The sequence below is a fragment of the Pseudomonas sp. AM8 genome, from assembly GCF_036346475.1.
GTDB classification, from domain to species: Bacteria; Pseudomonadota; Gammaproteobacteria; order Pseudomonadales; family Pseudomonadaceae; genus Aquipseudomonas; species Aquipseudomonas marginalis.
The window spans coordinates 292,080-310,244 of sequence record NZ_JAOTNX010000002.1; the positions used below are offsets into that span (position 1 = coordinate 292,080).

Sequence of the window (18,165 nt, forward strand, 5' to 3'; positions counted from 1 at the left end):
TCCTCAGAGAAATTCAGCGAAAGACACAAACGGCACCGGTTCATCCTTGAGCACCTGATGCTCACGCTCGACGATCACCAGGCCATCGGCCCAACAGGCGGCGGTCAGCATCGCCGAGCTTTGCTGGGGGTGCAGCACGGCGCGCAATTGCCCGTCCTCGCCAGGGCTCAGGCGTGCACGCAGGTACTGGCGGCGCTTGTTGGGCGTGAGCCATTCGAACGCGGCCGGCACCTGGATCGGCACCGGCAACACCCGCTCCACCCCTTGGGCGCGCAGCAGGAACGGGCGCACCACCACCAGCGCGGTGATCAGCGCCGCCGACGGGTTACCGGGCAGGCCCAGCCACGGCTTGCCCGCCACTTCGCCAAATGCCAGGGGTTTGCCGGGCTGGATCGCCAGGCGCCAGAAGTCCACGCGACCGAGCGCTTCGATGGCCTGCTTGAGATGGTCCTCCTCCCCCACCGACACACCCGCCGAGGTCAGCAACAGGTCGCATTCGGACGAGGCCAGGGCCAGGGCATCACGGCTGGCGGCCAACTCATCGGCCATCACCCCGTAGTCGTGCACGTCCACGCCCCAGCCACGCAACAACGCGGCCAGGGCATAGCGGTTGCTGTTGTAGATCTGCCCCGGCACCAGCGCCTCGCCCGGATCACGCAACTCGTTGCCGCTGCTGAGCAGGCACACCCGCAACGGGCGATAGACTTTCAACCGAGGAATGCCCGCCGAGGCGAGCAAGCCGATATCCTGGGCGCGCAGGCGCTTGCCGACGGCGATCAGGGTCTGCCCGCGCTGCAGCTCTTCACCCTGCTTGCGCACGTGCTCGCCGAGACGTACCGGCGGGCACCAGATGCGCTGGCCGTACAGGCGACAACGCTCCTGGGGCACCACCGTGTCAGCACCAGGCGGTAGCGGCGCACCGGTAAAGATGCGCACGGCCTGCCCGGCCTGCACGCTCACCTTGCTGTGCTGCCCCGCCGCAATGCGCCCGGCGAGCATCAGGTAGCCGCCTTCGGCCGGCACGTCCTCGGCGCGCAGGGCGTAGCCGTCCATGGCGCTGTTGTCGAAACCGGGCAAATCCAGGGGCGAGAACAGCTCTTCAGCGACCACCCGCCCCAGCGCCTGCTCCAGGCCAATCACCTGGGTGCTCGGCGGCGGCGGCGCCTGGGCCAGCAGCGTGGCGATGGCCTCGTCCACCGGCATCAGGTGGCCGCTGTCACACACCGAGACACTCATGAACGCGACTCGCAGGCTTGCAGGGTTTGCTCAGGCTGGGGCTTGAGGTGCGGCACGAAGTTGCACGGGCCGGTGCGGCTGTCCAACTGCCCCGCCAGGATCTGGTCCCAGCCGGTGCGACACGCCCCCGGCGAGCCCGGCATGCAGCACACCAGCACGCCGTTGCTGATGCCGGCCAACGCGCGGGACTGCACGGTGGAAGTGCCGATTTCGGCCAGGGATACTTGGCGGAACAGCTCACCGAAGCCTTCGACATGTTTGTCCAGCAACGGCAACACCGCCTGGGGCGTGTTGTCGCGGGCGGTGAAACCGGTACCGCCGGTCATCAGCACCACTTGCACCTCGGGGTCCGCGATCCACAGGGAGACTTGCGCACGAATCTGGTAGATATCGTCGATCACCAGGCCACGGTCGATGAGCACATGCCCGGCACTTTCGAGGCGGTCCACCAGGGTCTGGCCGGAGGTGTCGGTGTCGAGGGTACGGGTGTCACTGATGGTCAGCACGGCGATGTTCAGGGGCACGAAATTGCGTTGTTTCAAATGGGCCATGATCAAGGCTCCAGGCGTCAAGAAAGTTGCCGTCAGCCTGCGCCGCAACGGGCGCAGGGCCTATTCCTCCAAGGAGGTATCTCGTTCAGGGGGCCAGGCGCGTGCGCTGCCAAATGCCCGCGTGCAGGCGGTAGTCGAGACGGTCATGCAGACGGTCGGGCCGGCCCTGCCAGAACTCGATGCGCTGAGGTTGCAGACGGTAGCCGCCCCAATGCTCGGGGCGTGGCGGTTGCTGCCCGGCGAAACGCTCGGTGACCTCTCGCAAGCGGCTTTCCAGCTCGCTGCGATGGCCAAGGGGCTGGCTTTGCGGCGACGCCCAGGCGCCCAACTGGCTGGCGGCCGGACGCGCATCGAAATAATCGTCCGACAACTGCGCATCCGCCCGCACCACCGGGCCTTCGATACGCACCTGACGCTCCAGCCCCGGCCAGAAAAACGTCATGGCCGCATGGGGATTGCTCGCCAACTCCTGGCCCTTGGCACTCTGGTAATGGCCGAAAAAGAAAAAACCCTCGGCGCTGAAACCCTTGAGCAGCAAGATGCGGCAATGCGCATGGCCCTGGCTGTCCACGGTGGCCAGCGCCATGCTATTGGCCTCCGCCGGAGGCACCTCGGTTTTACGCGCCTGATCCAGCCACTGACCGAACAGCACCAAGGGATCGTCCTGCGCCAAGTCATCACGCAAACCATAAAGGGTGTAGTTACGGCGCAATTGCGCAAGAGACAAGGGCATGACACGGTCCTCCAGAAAGTTCGCCACAGTGTGGGAACTACCGCGCCGTTATCCCTTGACCACGATCAACATTCACCCGTGGCATGACGCCGCATGTGATTGCTTGAGGTGTGGGGTTCTACAGAACGGATCGCGTTGTTGCTGTTGCTGTTGCTGTTGCTGTTGCTGTTGCTCTGGCTCTGGCTCTGGCTCTGGCTTTTGATCTTGACCCTAGGCGCCCCGTCAAACACGCTGGCCGAACGCAGGCTTGAATCCGTGGGTAACCCGGCAGGACGCCGGGTTAGCCGTCCTGGGCCAGGGATAGCCCATGACGGCGGCCCACGGATTCAAGCCTGCGTTCGGGCACACCGAGCCTAGGCGAGGTGCCGAGTGTTGGGGCAAGAGCCTTTTTGGTTACTTTTGGGGCTCTTTTCCAAAAGTGACCCGCTGTAAGAGCGGAACCCTAAGTGGCCGTTACCGCAGCAACGGATATGTACTCATTCCAACCCCAGCAAATGGTCGGTCCAGAGGACCCATCGGGAGCAAGTCGAATCGTCGCACCGCCCCTCCCACATTTGATCTCTATACATCAGGTACCTATCAGCCTGCCTGATCAGCGCAACATCAACTTGGCCAGAATCACGATCACGACCATATGCCCCAGGATGCTGCGACGAATCCACGTCGCACGCCTCGGGCTCAAGCGCTGATGGCCCAGCAGGTACGCCAGCCACAGGTAATGACCGATGATGCTCAGGGCCAGCAGGATCTTCAGGCTCAACAGCGCGGCGAAATGGCTGGCCCAAGGCACCACCAACAGCCCGCGATAATGCCAGGCCAGGCCGATGCCCGCGCCGTACAGCAACACCACCACGCCGTGCAGTACCTGGCGCGAACGCCGTGCAATGGCGTGATCGGAGGTGAATTGCGCCGACCAGGCCAATTCCTCACGGGCGCTGTGCCAGATCACTACTTCGAAAAACAGCGTGCCGATAAACGCAATCGCCGCCAGCAGATGCACGATCAACAAGGTGGAATAGAGCATGACGTCCCCCTAGCCTGGATGCCCATCGACCCGCGCCTGCCACAGCATCGGGCCATACCGCCACAGGTACAGGCCGAGCCCGAGGGTCCAGCACACACCCGCCAGCCACAACGCGGCCATCGGCAACAGCAGGACCAGCACCACCCGGCACACACACGCCAGGTTCAGCAGCCCAAAGGCCAGGGTCATCCCGACCGGCGGCTGCAACGGGCGGCCGGTGTGGCCCAGGCTGACGCGGGCGATCATGGCCAGGATCAGCCCGGCCATGGCGCCGATGGTCAATGCATGCACGGCCAGGCTGGGATTGAGCGGCGCACCGCAGTGCCACAGCGCCATGCCCAGGCAGGCCACGGCCAGCCAGGCATACGCCAGGTGCAATGACCACAGCAACGGCACGCGCCAGAGGCCGCGATCATGCCAGCGGACCAGGCGGACCAGGTGCCCCAACCCGAGGGCGGCGAACAGCAGGCCGATCCACAGGTTGGCGCCCAATGCAGGCCCTGCGGCATACAGCACGGCGATCAGCAGCGAGCCGCCAAGCAATATAAGGTCCAGCCACACCCAGGGTTTGACCGCTTCGACCCGGCCCAAACCGCGCTGGGTGAAAAACGGAATCACCCGTCCGCCGATCAGGCCCATCATCGCCGCCACCAGCCACAGGCCTGTGAGCACCGCCTGGCGTTGCAGGCCGGGGTCATTGCGCAGCAAGCCATACAGCGACAGCGCATCGGCCACGGTCAACAGCGCCAGCACCAGCACAATCGGGTAATTACGCTTCTGTCTTACCTGCCAGAGGGTCCAGCCCATCACTGCGGCGACAGCCAGGGGAAAGGTCAGCTCCAGCACCGCCAACAGCGGCCAGTGCAGGTTGAACAACCACCCCAGGCGCGCCGCCAGCCACACGCCGGCAAGCAGCGCCAGGGCGTTGCCGCTGATGCCCGGGCGGCCGGTCCAGGTCTGCACTGCCGTGAGCAGGAAGCCGGCGATAATCGCCAGGCCAAAGCCGAACAGCAGCTCATGGCGATGCCAGGCCAGCCAGCCGCCCGCCGGCTGCCAGCTGCCGAGGTGACCGCCCAGGGCCAGCAGCCACAGGGGGATTGCCAGCGTCGCCAATACACAGGCGCCGAGGAAGAATGGCCGGAAGGCCAGGCGAAACAACGGGGTAATCGACATGGCCTTGCGCCGATCGAGCACTTGCATGACACGGTCTCCCTTCAGGACTGCGGCAATCTTGCGCCGATGAGCGTGCGTTGCCCTTGTCGTAGATCAAGTCGCAAACCCACTTCAACGCTTACGCTTGCGCTCACTGTAGGAGCGAGCTTGCTCGCGAAGGACGTTAACGATGACGCGGGCATCCTGATTAAACGCGGTGTCTGTGGGTTTTTCGCGAGCAAGCTCGCTCCTACAACACCTTTAGCATGCTTTGGAGCCATGATGAAAAACGCCTATGTCCCCCTCGCCTGGTTTGTGATCCTCGGCTCCATGCTGGCCGCCGCCAGCGGGCTTTCGCTGGTGCTGGTGTGAACGCTCCGCTGCTGTTCAAGGAACCGGGCATGGTGCTGCATCGTGTGCACCACCAGATCCTGCGCAGCCATCACCTGTTCGAACCGCTGAACGACGAAGAACTCAACGAGCTGATGGGCAACAGCCAGTTGCTGAGTATCGACAAGGGCGAGCCGCTGTTCCGCCAGGGCGAACCGGCCGACGCGTTTTACTTCGTGATTGCCGGTGCGGTGAAGATCTACCGCCTGACCCCCGACGGCCAGGAGAAGGTCTTCGAAGTGATCGGCGAGCGCCAGACCTTCGCCGAAGCCATGATGCTGATGGACACCCCCAACTACGTGGCCTGCGCCGAAGCGGTGTGCCCCACCCAGTTGTACCGTTTGTCCAACGCCACCTACATGCGCCTGCTGCACAGCAACAGCCGCCTGACCTTCGCCCTGCTCGGCACGTTGTGCGTGCGCTTGCACCAGCGCGTCAACGAGATCGAAACCCTGTCGCTGAAAAACGCCACCCACCGCGTGGTGCGCTACCTGCTGACCCAACTGATGCGCCTGCACAGCACCGACGCCACATTCGAACTGCCCATGGCCAAGCAGTTGATCGCCGGGCACCTGTCGATCCAGCCGGAGACCTTTTCGCGGATTATCCGGCGCCTGATCGATGAAAAGATCATCACCCAGGACGGGCGCCAGATCGCCATTCTGGACCGGCTGCGCCTGGAGCAATTCGAGTGAAAACCTGTCTGTACTGCCAGCAGCGCAATGCCGACAAGCATCAGCAGTGCACGGATTGCGGTATGGCCCTGCCCGCCTCGGACGCCGGCATACAGGCCCTTCGCTTGCGGCGTTTCCAGTGGTTCTGCCTGAGCCTGACGCTGTTTTGCATCGCGATGTTCTTCTGGTTGCCGCGCGACTTCTACTGACCCTCGGTCAGTTGCCGGTACAGCTGGGGCAACCGCAGCGGCAGCTGCTCCGGCTGGCGGATCAGGGTGTAGCCATGGGCACCGAACATGTAGGGCAAGTAGTCGCCGGCCTGTTTGTCGATGGTGATGCAGAACGGAACCAGGCCCTGGCGCCGCGCCTCGACCACTGCCTGGCGGGTGTCTTCGACCCCGTAGCGGCCCTCATACAGATCCAGGTCATTGGGTTTGCCATCGGTCAGTAGCAACAACAACTTGCGCCGCTGTTTGCACGCGCCCAGCAACTGGGTGGCCTGGCGAATCGCGGCGCCCATGCGCGTGTAGTACCCCGGCTTGAGGGCCTGGATGCAGCCGCGCGTGCGGTCGTCATAGACTTGCTCGAAGGTCTTGAGCTGGTGCAGGCGCACCTGATGGCGGCGCAGGGACGAGAAGCCATACAACGCAAACGCATCCCCCAGCCCGTCCAGGCTTTCGCCGAACAGCAACAGGCTGTCGCGGATCACGTCGATGACCTTTTGCTCGTCGTTCAGATGCGCGTCGGTGGACATCGACAGGTCCGCCAGCAGCAGGCATGCCAGGTCGCGTCGGGTGTGACGTTGCTCCTGGTACAAGCCGCGTTCGGTGCAGGCGCCGTGTTGGCGTTGCACCTGGAAATCCACCCAGGCTTGCAGGTCCAGCTCCGCGCCCTGGGGTTGCTGACGCAGCCATTGGCGGTCGGTGCGCAGTTGCTGGAATTGACGGCGCAGGCGCTGGGCCGGGCCGAGTAATCGGGCCGGTAACGGTTGCGGTGCATCGGCACGTGGCTGCATCAGTTGCAGATTGACGAAACCGGGTTGCAGGCATTGTTGACGGTAGCCCCACTCGGGCAGCTTGATGCCCTCGCCGAGGGGGATGTCGTCGACGTCGGCGGGCGGCAGGTCGAGGTGCAGCTTCAAGCCGCCACTCTTGCGCACGCGCTGGCGCGACAGGCTCAACTGATCGAGGTCTTCGGCGACGCGGGCGGCGTCCGGGTCCTCACTGTCGTCGGCCCAGCGATCGAGGTCGACGTGCTCGGTCCAGCTGAACAGGTTTTCCAGGCGCACCACCAGCAGGCCGCCATCACGGCTGTGATCATCCACACGGCTGGCGCGTTTGGGCGCGCCCTGCTGCTCCCCGGCCGGGGTGGCGAGGTCGTCGGTGTCGTCTTCAAGGTCGAGGGCCTGGGGCGTGTCCAGGTGCAACGGCGGGTACAGCCATAAGGGCAACGGCCAGGCGGCGCGTTCGCTGCGGGGTAAATGGCGCACGCTGCCGGGCTCGCGCAGGGCCTTGCGCAAGGCTTTTTCCAGGGCGGCTTCAGCGGGGCTCAGGCTGGCGGGGTCGGGGCGCAGCGGGATATGGGCGTCCACCAGGCGCTGGTAGCTGGGCAGCAGCGCCGGGTAGCGTTGCAGCAGCAGCCAGGTCCAGCGCTGGTTGTCCCGGGCCCAATGGTTCATGGGGCCTGCATGGGCGGCCAGCAGCGCCAGCCAGCGGTACAGCTCCCGGTTCAACGCGACCGTGGGGTACACCGCCAGGCTCGACGGCAGGCGCAGACGGTTACCATCGCAGGAGGCCAGGGGTGCATGCTTGCAGGTGCCGGCGATGCGCATCAACAGGTTGCGGCGCAGCAGCAGGTCGCGTTCGCTGGCGGCTTCGAGGGCGATCCCGCTGGCACCGCCCAGGGCGCGAAACAATACGGCGAGGCTGCGCTGGCGGTCGACCAGCTCGACCCGCGCCGCCGGGAAATCGACACTGGCGCGGCGGGTGATAAAGCGGTGCCAGGCACTGCCGACCCATTCTTCCAATTCAAGGGTAAAGGCCATGGGATGGGCTCCAATTGCTTGATATTTGACGGGCACACTGCAGTCAAACTCGACGATTCGACTTGCTCCCGATGGCGGCCTCTGGGCCGACCATTTGCTGGGGTTGGAATGAGTACATATCCGTTGCTGCGGTCACGGCCACTTAGGGTTCCGCTCTTACAGCGGGTCACTTTTGGAAAAGAGCCCCAAAAGTCCACCAAAAGGGCTCTTGCCCCAACACTCGGCACCTCGCCTAGGCTCGGTGTGCCCGAACGAAGGCTTGAATCCGTGGGCCGCCGTCATGGGCCATCCCTGGCCCAGGACGGCTAACCCGGCGTCCTGCCGGGTTACCCACGGATTCAAGCCTGCGTTCGGCCAGCGTGTTTGACGGGGCGCCTAGGATCAAGATCAAAAGCCAGAGCAAAAGCAGAGCAGAAGCAGACCGAGGTCCAGCTGATATATGGAGATCCAAATGTGGGAGGGGGCTTGCCCCCGATGAGGGTGGGTCAGTGATACATGGGTTGACTGACTCACCGCTATCGGGGGCAAGTCGAATCGTCGCACCGCCCCTCCCACATTTGGACCGCGTTACTTCAGTAGACGATCGGCACCGGTGCTCCAGCCGTCCGGGCACGTTGCCGGAAGCTGCACAGGTAGCAGACCAGCCCGAGCAGGAACACCACCCCACTGACCAACCGCGCCCAGAACAGTCCCTGCAAATGCTCCACCGTGGCCATGAACGGCAAGGCCACCCCATCCACCTGCCAGCGTTGCAGCCAGACTTGCACGGCCCCGGCGGCGGTGAGGAACAGCGTGATCATCACCATCGACAGCACCATCATCCAGAAGCCCCAGATCTCGAGGGTCTGCGAACGCGCGTCCGGCGCTTCACCGATACCGCGCAGGCGGGGCATGGCGTAGCTGATCAGGGTCATCACGATCATGGCGTAGGCACCGAAGAACGCCAGGTGCCCGTGGGCGGCGGTGAGTTGGGTGCCGTGGGTGTAGAAGTTGACCGGTGCCAGGGTGTGCAGGAAACCCCACACGCCCGCGCCGAAGAACGCCGTGACCGTGGTGCCCTTGGCCCACAACGTGGCCGCGCGGTTGGGGTGCTGGCGCCGACGTTGCTTCACCATGGTGAAGGCGAACATCACCATCGCCAGGAACGGCAGCGGCTCCAGGGCCGAGAAGATCGAACCGACCCACAGCCACACCTCGGGCGCGCCGATCCAGAAGAAGTGGTGACCGGTGCCGATGATCCCGGTGATCAAGGCCATGGCGATGATCACGTACAGCCATTTCTCCACCACTTCGCGGTCGACGCCGGTGACCTTGATCAGCACGAAGGCCAGCATCGAGCCCATGATCAGTTCCCACACGCCTTCGACCCACAGATGCACCACCCACCACCAGTAGAACTTGTCCCGCGCCAGGTTGCCGGGGTTGTAGAAGGAGAACAGGAAGAACACCGCGAGGCCGATCAACCCGGTCATCATCACCATGCTGACGGTGGTCTTGCGGCCCTTGAGCAGGGTCATGCCGATGTTGTACAGAAAGCCCAGGCACACCACGACGATGCCCATTTTGGTAATGGTCGGTTGCTCCAGAAACTCGCGCCCCATGGTCGGCAGCAGCTCGTTGTGGGTCAACCTGGCCAGCGCCGCATACGGCACCAGCAGGTAGCCGAGGATGGTCAACACCCCGGCGGCAGCGAACACCCAGAACAGGACGATCGCCAGTTTCGGGCTGTGCAGCTCGCGTTCGGCCTCCTCGGGCACCAGGTAGTAGGCCGCGCCCATAAAGCCGAACAGCAGCCACACGATCAGCAGGTTGGTGTGGACCATCCGCGCCACGTTGAAGGGGATCAACGGGAACAGAAAGTCGCCGATCACGTATTGCAGGCCCATGATCAAACCGAACAGCACCTGACCGAGAAACAGGATCAAGGCGAACACAAAGTAGGGTTTGGCCACGGCCTGGGATTGGAATTTCAAGTATGGATTGGCACTGCGCATGGCTCAGCCCTCCTTGTTCGGTGGCCAGTTATTGGTATTGATCTTCGAGCTCCATTTGAGGAACTCGGCCATATCGTCCACCTCCTGGTCGCTGAGATTGAATTGCGGCATGGCCCGCCGCCCCGGTACACCCAGGGGCTGCATCTTCATCCAGGCATGCAGGAACGGCTTGAACCCTTCTTCGCCGCCCCGGCGCTTGAACACATTGCCCAGCTCCGGCGCGAAATAAGCGCCCTCGCCCAGCAAGGTGTGGCAGCCGACGCAGTTGTTGCGCTCCCAGACGCCCTTGCCGCGCACGACGGATTCGCTGAGTTGGTCGACGTTGCTGCGGGCGGGAAAGGTTTGTTCGGTGTGGTAGGTCAGGGCCAGGAAAATCAGGAAGAAGAACACGCTTCCTCCGAAGTAGATATTCCTGGCCATGCCCTTGGTGAAGGTCTCTGACATGGTCGCTTCCTCATTGCTTGGCCAGGGGATGATAGGGAGGTGGGGGGTGAAAACTGCTTGATGGCGATCAAGAAATGTTGATGGTTTTGGTGGGGTATTTTTTGGGTTGGGTTGGGTACATATCCGTTATTTAGGTAACGGCGGCTTAGGGTTCCGCCCTGACGGCGGGTCGTTTTGACGGGGCGCCTAGGATCAAGATCAAAAGCCAGAGCAAAAGCAGACCGAGGTCTAGCTGATACATGGAGATCCAAATGTGGGAGGGGGCTTGCCCCCGATGGCAGTGGGTCAGCCAAAGATGCATCAACTGATACTCCCTCATCGGCGCAGATACCGTCTTATCCAGCACCGCGCAAACCCCCGTAGCAGCTGCCGAGCCCCGGCGAGGCTGCGTCGGCCGCGACTCGAGCTTGAATCGGCAGCGCGCCTGACGCAGCCTCGCTTGCGCTCGGCAGCTGCTACGGGGGGAGGCCTTGATGGGGTTGGCATTCGGGGGTGCCCCCTCCCACATTTTTAACCGAGTACACCAGACCCAACACCGGTCGGCTATAAGGCCGCCACAGCTTGGCTTTTGATCTGGAATGAGGGCATACCGAGCCTCGTAAGCAGCCGCTACGCAAATAACGGATATGTACTCAGTAAAGCGACCACAACCACCCCCCACCCCACCATCACAAACCGCCACAACCACGGCCCACGCCGCAACGCCATAAACCCATCCACAATCACCCACCCCTTGACCACCGCCAGCAACAACACCCCCCACCACAACCCGGACGCCCCCGTCAGTACAGTGCCAACGCTCAGCACCACCAACATCAGCCAACACAGGATCAGCGTCTGGGAATCCGTCATACCCACCTCAGTGAATCACATAGACCAACGGAAACAACACCACCCACACCAGATCCACCATGTGCCAATACAGCACCCCGGACTCCAGCCCGCCGACTGACAGCCCGCCGCACCAGCAGCCCAGCGCCAGCCACCCGAGAATCACCATCCCCAGTAGCACATGCAGGAAATGAAACCCCGTGAGTATCCAGTACAAGGTAAAAAACGTGCTGTGCTCCAGGCCCAGTCCGGCAGCGCCCAGGTGGGCGTACTCGGTGAGTTTGATCGCCACATACACCAGCGCCACCAACAACGCCGCGACGAACAAACCGGCGCCGCGTCGCCAGCGCTGCAATCGCACCTGCTGCACCGCCAACGCGGCCAACAAGCCCGCGGTCAGCAGGCTCAAGGTCATCGCCAACCCGGTCGAGGTATCCAGCTGTGCGCGCCCGGCGGCAAACAGCTCGGGCTTGAGCACCTGGGTCACGGCAAACGTGAGGATCAGAATCGCGAACACCGACAGCTCGGCGAGGATAAAAAACCACATCGCCAGGTCGCCTGGCAGCCGGCGCGGTTCAGGCAAAGTGCACATCCACCACGTCCATCAGCGCGGCGACGGTCTGCGGGTCGTCGCTCAGCGGTTCGGCCAGGCACGCCAGGCAGGCTTCGCGTGGGCTCATGCCGGCGCCGATCAGGCGGGCGGTGAAGATCAGCAGCCGGGTGGAGGCCACCTCCTCCAGGTCATGCTGGTCAAGCCGACGCAACGCCTGGCCCAGGCGCACGACCTGGGCGGCCAGCGCCACATCCACACCGGCCTCGCGGGCGACGATGCGTTCTTCGTCGGCCACCGGCGGGTAGGCAAACCGCATCGCCACGAAGCGCTGGCGGGTGCTGGGTTTCATGCCCTTGAGCAGGTTCTGGTAGCCGGGGTTGTACGACACCACCAGCATGAACGACGACGGCGCCTTGAGCACTTCGCCGGTGCGTTCCAGGAACAGTTCACGGCGTTCATCGGCAATCGGGTGCAGCACCACGGCGGTGTCCTGGCGTGCTTCGACAACTTCGTCGAGGTAGCAGATCCCGCCTTCGCGCACGGCGCGGGTCAGTGGGCCGTCCTGCCACCAGGTGCCGTCGGTGCCGATCAGGTGGCGGCCGAGCAGGTCGGCGGCGCTGAGGTCGTCGTGGCAGGCCACGGTGTACAGCGGCAGGTTCAGGCGATGCGCCATGTGCTGCACGAAGCGCGTCTTGCCACAGCCGGTGGGGCCTTTGATCAGCACCGGCAGATGGTGGCGCCAGGCGTGTTCGAACAGTTGCTGTTCGTTATCCAGCGGTTGGTAGAAGGGCTCGGTCATTACGCGTACTCGCAACGGGTTCGGCCCCCACGCTAAGGGCCCCTGCGACAACCTGGCAAGCACGTACAACGGCAAACTTGATCGCCGTCAAGCGAGCCTTGCGCCACTGCAACATAGTCTTGCCTGGCACTAAGAACCTGCGCTCTACCCCGCCTTCGCCGGGCATCGCAAAGGTCTTGCCTGAGGAGATATGGAATGCTGACTCGCAACAGAAAACCCTGGGTCCTGAGTCTTGCCAGCCTGAGCTGCGCCCTGGCCCTCGCATTGCCCATCAACGCCCATGGCGACGCGCCGACCGGGATGGTGAAAAGCCCCGGCGCGCCGGATATGAGCCAGGCGGAGTTCGACGCCTCCAAGCAGATTTACTTCGAACGCTGCGCAGGCTGCCACGGCGTGTTGCGCAAGGGCGCCACCGGCAAGCCGCTGACCCCGGACATCACCCAGGCCCGTGGCCAGGCCTATCTGGAAGCGCTGATCACCTACGGCTCCCCGGCCGGCATGCCCAACTGGGGCACGTCCAATGCGCTGACCAAGGCGCAGATCACCAGCATGGCCACCTTCATCCAGCACACCGCGCCCACCCCGCCTGAATGGGGCATGGCCGAAACCCTCAAGACCTGGAAAGTGCTGGTCAAGCCCGAAGACCGGCCGAAAAAACAACTGAACACCCTCAACCTGCAAAACCTGTTCTCGGTCACCCTGCGCGACGACGGCAAGATCGCCCTGGTGGACGGTGACACCAAGCAGATCATCAAGCTGATCGACACCGGTTACGCCGTGCATATCTCGCGTATCTCCGCGTCTGGCCGCTACCTGCTGGTGATCGGCCGCGATGCCAAGATCGACATGATCGACCTGTGGCCCCTGGAGCCGACCAAAGTCGCCGAGATCAAGGTGGGTATCGAAGCGCGCTCGGTGGAGACTTCGAAGTTCAAGGGCTATGAAGACAAGTACGCGATTGCCGGCTCCTACTGGCCGCCGCAGTTCACCATCATGGATGGCGAAACCCTGGAGCCCAGGCAGATCGTGTCCACCCGGGGCATGACCGTCGATAAGCAGGAATACCACCCCGAACCCCGCGTGGCGGCGATCATCGCCTCCCACGAGTGGCCGGAGTTCATCGTCAATATCAAGGAAACCGGCAAGGTGATGCTGGTCAATTACCAGGACATCAAGAACCTCACCATCACCACCATCGACGCCGCGCCGTTCCTGCATGACGGCGGCTGGGACAGCACCCACCGCTACTTCATGACCGCCGCGAATAACTCCAACAAGGTCGCGGTGATCGACTCCAAGGAGCGCAAGCTCACCGCGTTGGTAGAGGTCGGCAAGACCCCGCACCCTGGCCGTGGCGCCAACTTCATTCACCCCAAATACGGCCCGGTGTGGGCTACCAGCCACCTGGGCGACGGCGGTATTTCGGTGATCGGCACCGACCCGGTCAAGCACCCGCAATACGCCTGGAAGCAGGTGGAATCCCTCAAGGGCCAGGGCGGCGGTTCGCTGTTTATCAAGACCCACCCCAACTCCCATCACCTGTATGTCGACACCACCCTCAACCCCGACGCCAAGCTCAGCCAGTCGGTGGCGGTGTTCGACATCAACCAGCTGGACAAGGGCTACACCGTGCTGCCGATTGCCGAGTATTCGGGCATCAAGCAAGGCGCGCTGCGGGTGGTGCAACCGGAATACAACAAGGCCGGTGACGAGGTGTGGTTCTCGGTGTGGAACGGCCAGACCGAAGAGTCGGCGCTGGTGGTGATCGATGACAAGACCTTGAAGCTCAAGCAGGTGATCCGCGACAAGCGCCTGATCACGCCGACCGGAAAATTCAACGTCTACAACACCCAACACGACATTTATTGAGCCCCATCAACACGAGGTCACCGAATGAAAAATATTCTCCTCGCACTGCTGGCATCCGCCGCTGCGCTCAGCCTGCAACCGGTGTTGGCACAAGACGGGCCGGGGTTGTTCAACAGCAAACCCTGTGTGGGCTGCCACATGATTGACAGCAAACTGGTGGGGCCGGCCTTGAAGGACGTCGCCGCCAAGAATGCCGGTGTGAAAGACGCAGCCACCACCCTGGCCAGCCACATCAAGAACGGTACCCAGGGCAACTGGGGGCCGGTGCCGATGCCGCCGAACCAGGTCACCGATGATGAAGCCAAGGTGTTGGCCGATTGGGTCCTGACCTTGAAATAAGCACAAGGAGCACGCCATGCAAGCATCGATGATCGGTACGGCCATGGCGCTGCTCCTGCTGATTCCCGCGCGGGCAGCGGCCACCCCGGACGCTGCCCGCCTTGAACACCTGTTGACCCAGGATTGCGGGGCCTGCCATGGCCTGCACCTCACCGGCGGCCTGGGCCCGGCCCTCACACCGCAAGCCCTGGCCCACCACAGCCGCGACAGCCTGATCGCCACCGTGACCTACGGCCGCCCTGCCCGCGCCATGCCCGGTTGGGGCCCGCTGCTGAGTGCCGGCGATATTGCCTGGCTGGTCGACCGCCTATTGCAAGGAAGCCCCCCACCATGATGCGTCCTACCCTGTTATCCCTGTGCCTGTTGCTGGGTGCCTGCGCCCAACCCGCCTTGCGCGGCAGCGGCGACCTGGGCCTGGTGATCGAACGCGCCAGTGGCAGCGTGCAGATTATCGAGAGCACCGGCATGACCGAACTGGCCCGTATCGAGGGGCTGGGCGACCTGTCCCACGCCTCGGCGGTGTTTTCCCGCGACCAGCGCTATGCCTACGTGTTTGCCCGCGATGGCGGCCTGACCAAGATCGACCTGCTGCGCCAACGCATCGAGCGGCGCATCGTCCAGGGCGGCAACAGCATCGGCGGCGCCATCAGCCAGGATGGGCGCTTGATCGCCGTATCCAATTACGTGCCGGGCGGGGTCAAGGTGTTCGATGCCGAGAACCTGGCACTCATTGCCGACATCCCCTCGACGGAAATGGCCGATGGCAAACGCTCGCGGGTGGTCGGCCTGGTGGATGCGCCCGGGCAGCGCTTCGTGTTCAGCCTGTTCGACACCGGCGAGATCTGGAGCGCCGACTTCAGCCACGGCAACCCGCCGCTCATCACCCGCTTCAAGGAGGTCGGCGAGCAACCCTATGACGCGCTGATCACCGCCGACGGCCGCTACTACATGGCCGGGCTGTTCGGTGAAGACGGCATGGCCCAGCTCGACCTGTGGCACCCGGAGCGCGGCGTGGTGCGTGTGCTCAAGGACTATGGCCGGGGCGAGGCCAAGCTGCCGGTGTACAAGATGCCCCACCTGGAGGGCTGGGCCGTCGCCGATGACCAGGCGTTCGTGCCGGCGGTGGGACGCCACCAGGTGCTGGTGATGGACGCGCGCACCTGGCAGCAGACGGCGGCGATCCCGGTGGCCGGGCAGCCGATCTTTGTCACTGCGCGGCCCGACGGGCGCCAGTTGTGGGTCAACTTCGCCTACCCGGACAACGACCGGGTGCAGGTACTCGACACCGAAACCCACCAAGTGGTCGCCGACCTGCGCCCCGGCCCCGGTGTGCTGCACATGGAATTCAGCGGGCGTGGCGAGCAACTGTGGCTGTCGGTGCGCGATGGCGAACAGCTGCAAGTGTGGGACCCGTACCGCCTGACCCTGCTGAAAAGCCTGCCGGCCCAGAGTCCCAGCGGGATTTTCTTCAGCCTGCGCGCGCAAAAAATGGGGTATTGAAATGGACCTTGATTCGCTCAGCCAGCAATTGATCGAACGCTTCCAGCACGGCATGCCGCTGTGCGCCGAGCCCTACCGCGAAATGGCCCAGGTGCTGGGTTGCAGCGCGGCCGAGGTGATGGCCTGCCTGCAACGCCTGGAACTGGCCGGCGCCTTGTCGCGCATCGGCCCGGTGTTCGAACACACCCGCGCGGGCGCCAGCACCCTGGCCGCCCTGGCGGTGCCGATCGAGCGCCTGGAACAGGTGGCCGCGCGGGTCAGCCAGTACCCGGAGGTCAATCACAACTACGCCCGCGAGCATCATTACAACCTATGGTTCGTGCTCACCGGGCCCCACCGCCAGCACCTGCAGCAGATCCTCGATGAGCTGGAGCAAGACACCGGCCTCACGCCCCTGGACCTGCCGATGCTCACGGCCTATCGCATCGACCTCGGTTTCCCCCTCGAAGCAGGAGAAGCCCCGCACGTAGCAGCTGCCGAGCCTTGGCGAGGCTGCGTCAGCAGTGGGTCAGACACACCGCAAACGCAGCCTCGCCAAGGCTCGGCAGCTGCTACGAGAGATTTTTTTGAGGTGGGTAGTTTGGGAGAGCAGCCGTGATCGCGCCACTGAACCACGAGCAGATGCTCGATCTGCGCCAGTGCCTGGAACGCGGTTTGCCCATCGTGCCACGGCCCTACGACGAGCTCGCCGAGCAGATTGGTGCCCACCACGATCAGGTGCTGCAACAGATGCAGCAATGGCACGACCAGGGCCTGTTCCGTCGTGTCGGCCTGGTGCTCAATCACCGCGCCCTGGGCTATGTGGCCAACGCCATGCTGGTGCTGGATGTGCCGGATGCGCTGGTCGATGAAGTCGGTGCGCGCCTGGGCCGCGCGCCCGGCGTGAATCTGTGTTACCAGCGCCCGCGACGCCTGCCGCAGTGGCGCTACAACCTGTTCTGCATGGTGCACGGGCGCGAGCGCGCGGTGGTCGAGGCGCAGATCCAGGCGTTGCTGGAGCAGCATCTGCTCAGCGACCTGCCCCACCAACTGCTGTTCAGCACCCGCGCCTTCAAGCAATGCGGCGGGCGTTTCGCGCCGCCGACGTCACAGGTATGGGCCCATGGATGAGCTGGATCGACAATTGATCAACCGCCTGCAACACGGCCTGCCGCTGGTGCGCCAGCCCTGGCAACAGGTGGCCGAGGAACTGCACACCCATCCGAGTGAACTGCTCGACCGCTTGTATGCCCTGCTCGAAGACGGCGTGCTCACGCGCTTCGGCCCGATGTTCGATATCGAGCGTCTCGGCGGCGCTTTCACCCTCGCGGCGCTCGCCGTACCCGAGGCGCGCTTTGACGCGGTCGCCGAGCAGCTAAACGCCCTGCCCCAGGTGGCCCATAACTACCGCCGCGAACACCGCTGGAACATGTGGTTCGTGCTGGCCTGCGCCACCGCGCAGGAGTTGGCCGCCACCCTATCGGACATCGAGGCCCTCACCGGGCTGGCGGTGCTCAATCTGCCGAAGGAGCACACCTACCATGTCGGTCTGTATTTCCCGGTCTGACAACACCCTGGCCCTGCAGCTGGTCGCCCTCACCCAAAGCGGCCTGCCGCTGGTGGAGGACCCGTGGGCCTGGCTCGCCGAGCAGTTGGGCATCAGCGTCGAATCGACCCTCGACCTGCTCAAGCGCCTGCAGGCCGAAGGCGCGATCCGGCGTATCGCCGCCGTGCCCAACCACTACCGCCTGGGCTATCGGCATAACGGCATGACCGTGTGGGACGTGGCCGATGTGCACCTGCCGCGCCTGGGAGAACTGCTCGGCGCCCAGCCGTTTGTCAGCCATTGCTACCGTCGCCCCCGGCGCCCGGACTGGCCCTACAACCTGTTCGCCATGGTGCATGGCCGCAGCCGCGAAGAAATCGACAGCTACCGCGAGCACCTGCGTTTCCTGCTGGGGGATGCCTGCCACGCCGACGAGATGCTGGTGAGCAGCCGCATCCTGAAAAAGACCGGCCTGCGCCTGACGCCGGCGCACTCAAAGGAATAGCC

At 64.0% G+C, this 18,165-nt stretch carries 21 protein-coding genes and 1 pseudogene; 11 read left to right on the top strand and 11 right to left on the bottom strand.

The features are described 5' to 3' along the window. Positions 1-3: 3 nt before the first annotated feature. From V3W40_RS06265 to V3W40_RS06285, 5 genes are all read right to left on the bottom strand, one after another. Positions 4-1,236: a molybdopterin molybdotransferase MoeA gene (locus V3W40_RS06265; RefSeq protein WP_330214651.1), complete on the bottom strand. Its 1,233-nt coding sequence runs from the start codon at positions 1,234-1,236 to the stop codon at positions 4-6. Next, a complete protein-coding gene (gene moaB, locus V3W40_RS06270; RefSeq protein WP_065924644.1) occupies positions 1,233-1,787 on the bottom strand; it encodes a molybdenum cofactor biosynthesis protein B in 555 nt (184 codons plus the stop codon). The genes V3W40_RS06265 and moaB overlap by 4 nt, the downstream gene beginning before the upstream one ends. Positions 1,788-1,872: 85 nt before the next feature. After that, positions 1,873-2,520, bottom strand: coding sequence for a pyridoxamine 5'-phosphate oxidase (pdxH, locus tag V3W40_RS06275; protein ID WP_074847062.1), 648 nt, complete (start codon positions 2,518-2,520; stop codon positions 1,873-1,875). Between the two features lie 592 nt (positions 2,521-3,112). Next, positions 3,113-3,544, bottom strand: a complete 432-nt coding sequence (locus V3W40_RS06280) for a hypothetical protein (RefSeq protein ID WP_330214652.1) — start codon at positions 3,542-3,544, stop codon at positions 3,113-3,115. 9 nt (positions 3,545-3,553) lie between these two features. Then, on the bottom strand, positions 3,554-4,744 hold the full coding sequence (locus tag V3W40_RS06285) for an NnrS family protein (RefSeq protein ID WP_074847064.1): 1,191 nt from the start codon (positions 4,742-4,744) through the stop codon (positions 3,554-3,556). A 120-nt stretch (positions 4,745-4,864) separates the two neighbouring features. Here V3W40_RS06285 and V3W40_RS06290 point away from each other — a divergent pair, with 120 nt between their 5' ends. From V3W40_RS06290 to V3W40_RS06300, 3 genes are read left to right on the top strand one after another with little or no spacing between them, the layout of a single operon-like run. After that, positions 4,865-5,068, top strand: a complete 204-nt coding sequence (locus tag V3W40_RS06290) for a hypothetical protein (protein ID WP_330214653.1) — start codon at positions 4,865-4,867, stop codon at positions 5,066-5,068. A gap of 29 nt (positions 5,069-5,097) precedes the next feature. Continuing rightward, positions 5,098-5,781 carry a Crp/Fnr family transcriptional regulator gene (locus tag V3W40_RS06295; protein WP_053134436.1) on the top strand — a complete coding sequence of 228 codons (684 nt, stop codon included), beginning with the start codon at positions 5,098-5,100 and terminating at the stop codon, positions 5,779-5,781. Beyond that, positions 5,778-5,969, top strand: a complete 192-nt coding sequence (locus V3W40_RS06300) for a protein DnrP (protein WP_065924640.1) — start codon at positions 5,778-5,780, stop codon at positions 5,967-5,969. Before V3W40_RS06295 ends, V3W40_RS06300 begins: the two co-directional genes overlap by 4 nt. Here V3W40_RS06300 and V3W40_RS06305 read toward each other — a convergent pair. The 6 genes from V3W40_RS06305 to V3W40_RS06330 all read right to left on the bottom strand — a co-directional run bounded on the left by V3W40_RS06305 (position 5,963) and on the right by V3W40_RS06330 (position 12,425). After that, positions 5,963-7,804, bottom strand: coding sequence for a nitric oxide reductase activation protein NorD (locus V3W40_RS06305; protein WP_330214654.1), 1,842 nt, complete (start codon positions 7,802-7,804; stop codon positions 5,963-5,965). The genes V3W40_RS06300 and V3W40_RS06305 overlap by 7 nt on opposite strands. Positions 7,805-8,376: 572 nt before the next feature. After that, a complete protein-coding gene (locus tag V3W40_RS06310; protein WP_330214655.1) occupies positions 8,377-9,798 on the bottom strand; it encodes a cbb3-type cytochrome c oxidase subunit I in 1,422 nt (473 codons plus the stop codon). A 3-nt stretch (positions 9,799-9,801) separates the two neighbouring features. After that, positions 9,802-10,242, bottom strand: coding sequence for a c-type cytochrome (locus tag V3W40_RS06315; protein WP_074847069.1), 441 nt, complete (start codon positions 10,240-10,242; stop codon positions 9,802-9,804). Between the two features lie 609 nt (positions 10,243-10,851). Continuing rightward, positions 10,852-11,094, bottom strand: coding sequence for a cytochrome C oxidase subunit IV family protein (locus tag V3W40_RS06320; protein WP_330214656.1), 243 nt, complete (start codon positions 11,092-11,094; stop codon positions 10,852-10,854). A gap of 7 nt (positions 11,095-11,101) precedes the next feature. Continuing rightward, on the bottom strand, positions 11,102-11,665 hold the full coding sequence (locus V3W40_RS06325) for a cytochrome c oxidase subunit 3 (RefSeq protein ID WP_065948129.1): 564 nt from the start codon (positions 11,663-11,665) through the stop codon (positions 11,102-11,104). Then, on the bottom strand, positions 11,649-12,425 hold the full coding sequence (locus V3W40_RS06330) for a CbbQ/NirQ/NorQ/GpvN family protein (RefSeq protein WP_330214657.1): 777 nt from the start codon (positions 12,423-12,425) through the stop codon (positions 11,649-11,651). Before V3W40_RS06330 ends, V3W40_RS06325 begins: the two co-directional genes overlap by 17 nt. Positions 12,426-12,725: 300 nt before the next feature. Here V3W40_RS06330 and nirS point away from each other — a divergent pair, with 300 nt between their 5' ends. The 8 genes and pseudogenes from nirS to ahbB (V3W40_RS06370) all read left to right on the top strand — a co-directional run bounded on the left by nirS (position 12,726) and on the right by ahbB (V3W40_RS06370) (position 18,163). Beyond that, on the top strand, positions 12,726-14,294 hold the full coding sequence (gene nirS, locus V3W40_RS06335) for a nitrite reductase (protein ID WP_235865625.1): 1,569 nt from the start codon (positions 12,726-12,728) through the stop codon (positions 14,292-14,294). 24 nt (positions 14,295-14,318) lie between these two features. Beyond that, positions 14,319-14,633: a c-type cytochrome gene (locus V3W40_RS06340; RefSeq protein WP_065948127.1), complete on the top strand. Its 315-nt coding sequence runs from the start codon at positions 14,319-14,321 to the stop codon at positions 14,631-14,633. Between the two features lie 16 nt (positions 14,634-14,649). After that, positions 14,650-14,967, top strand: coding sequence for a c-type cytochrome (locus V3W40_RS06345; RefSeq protein WP_027607199.1), 318 nt, complete (start codon positions 14,650-14,652; stop codon positions 14,965-14,967). Beyond that, entirely contained in the window at positions 14,964-16,133 is a 1,170-nt protein-coding gene (locus V3W40_RS06350) for a cytochrome D1 domain-containing protein (RefSeq protein WP_330214658.1), read from the top strand. Before V3W40_RS06345 ends, V3W40_RS06350 begins: the two co-directional genes overlap by 4 nt. Before the next feature lies 1 nt (position 16,134). Continuing rightward, positions 16,135-16,584: pseudogene (locus tag V3W40_RS06355) on the top strand (Lrp/AsnC family transcriptional regulator); the annotation flags it as partial. Positions 16,585-16,727: 143 nt separating this feature from the next. After that, a complete protein-coding gene (gene ahbB / locus V3W40_RS06360; protein ID WP_065924630.1) occupies positions 16,728-17,243 on the top strand; it encodes a siroheme decarboxylase subunit beta in 516 nt (171 codons plus the stop codon). Beyond that, a complete protein-coding gene (locus tag V3W40_RS06365; RefSeq protein WP_330214659.1) occupies positions 17,236-17,679 on the top strand; it encodes an Lrp/AsnC family transcriptional regulator in 444 nt (147 codons plus the stop codon). Before ahbB (V3W40_RS06360) ends, V3W40_RS06365 begins: the two co-directional genes overlap by 8 nt. Further along, entirely contained in the window at positions 17,654-18,163 is a 510-nt protein-coding gene (gene ahbB, locus V3W40_RS06370) for a siroheme decarboxylase subunit beta (protein ID WP_330214660.1), read from the top strand. Before V3W40_RS06365 ends, ahbB (V3W40_RS06370) begins: the two co-directional genes overlap by 26 nt. The last annotated feature ends 2 nt before the right edge of the window (positions 18,164-18,165 follow it).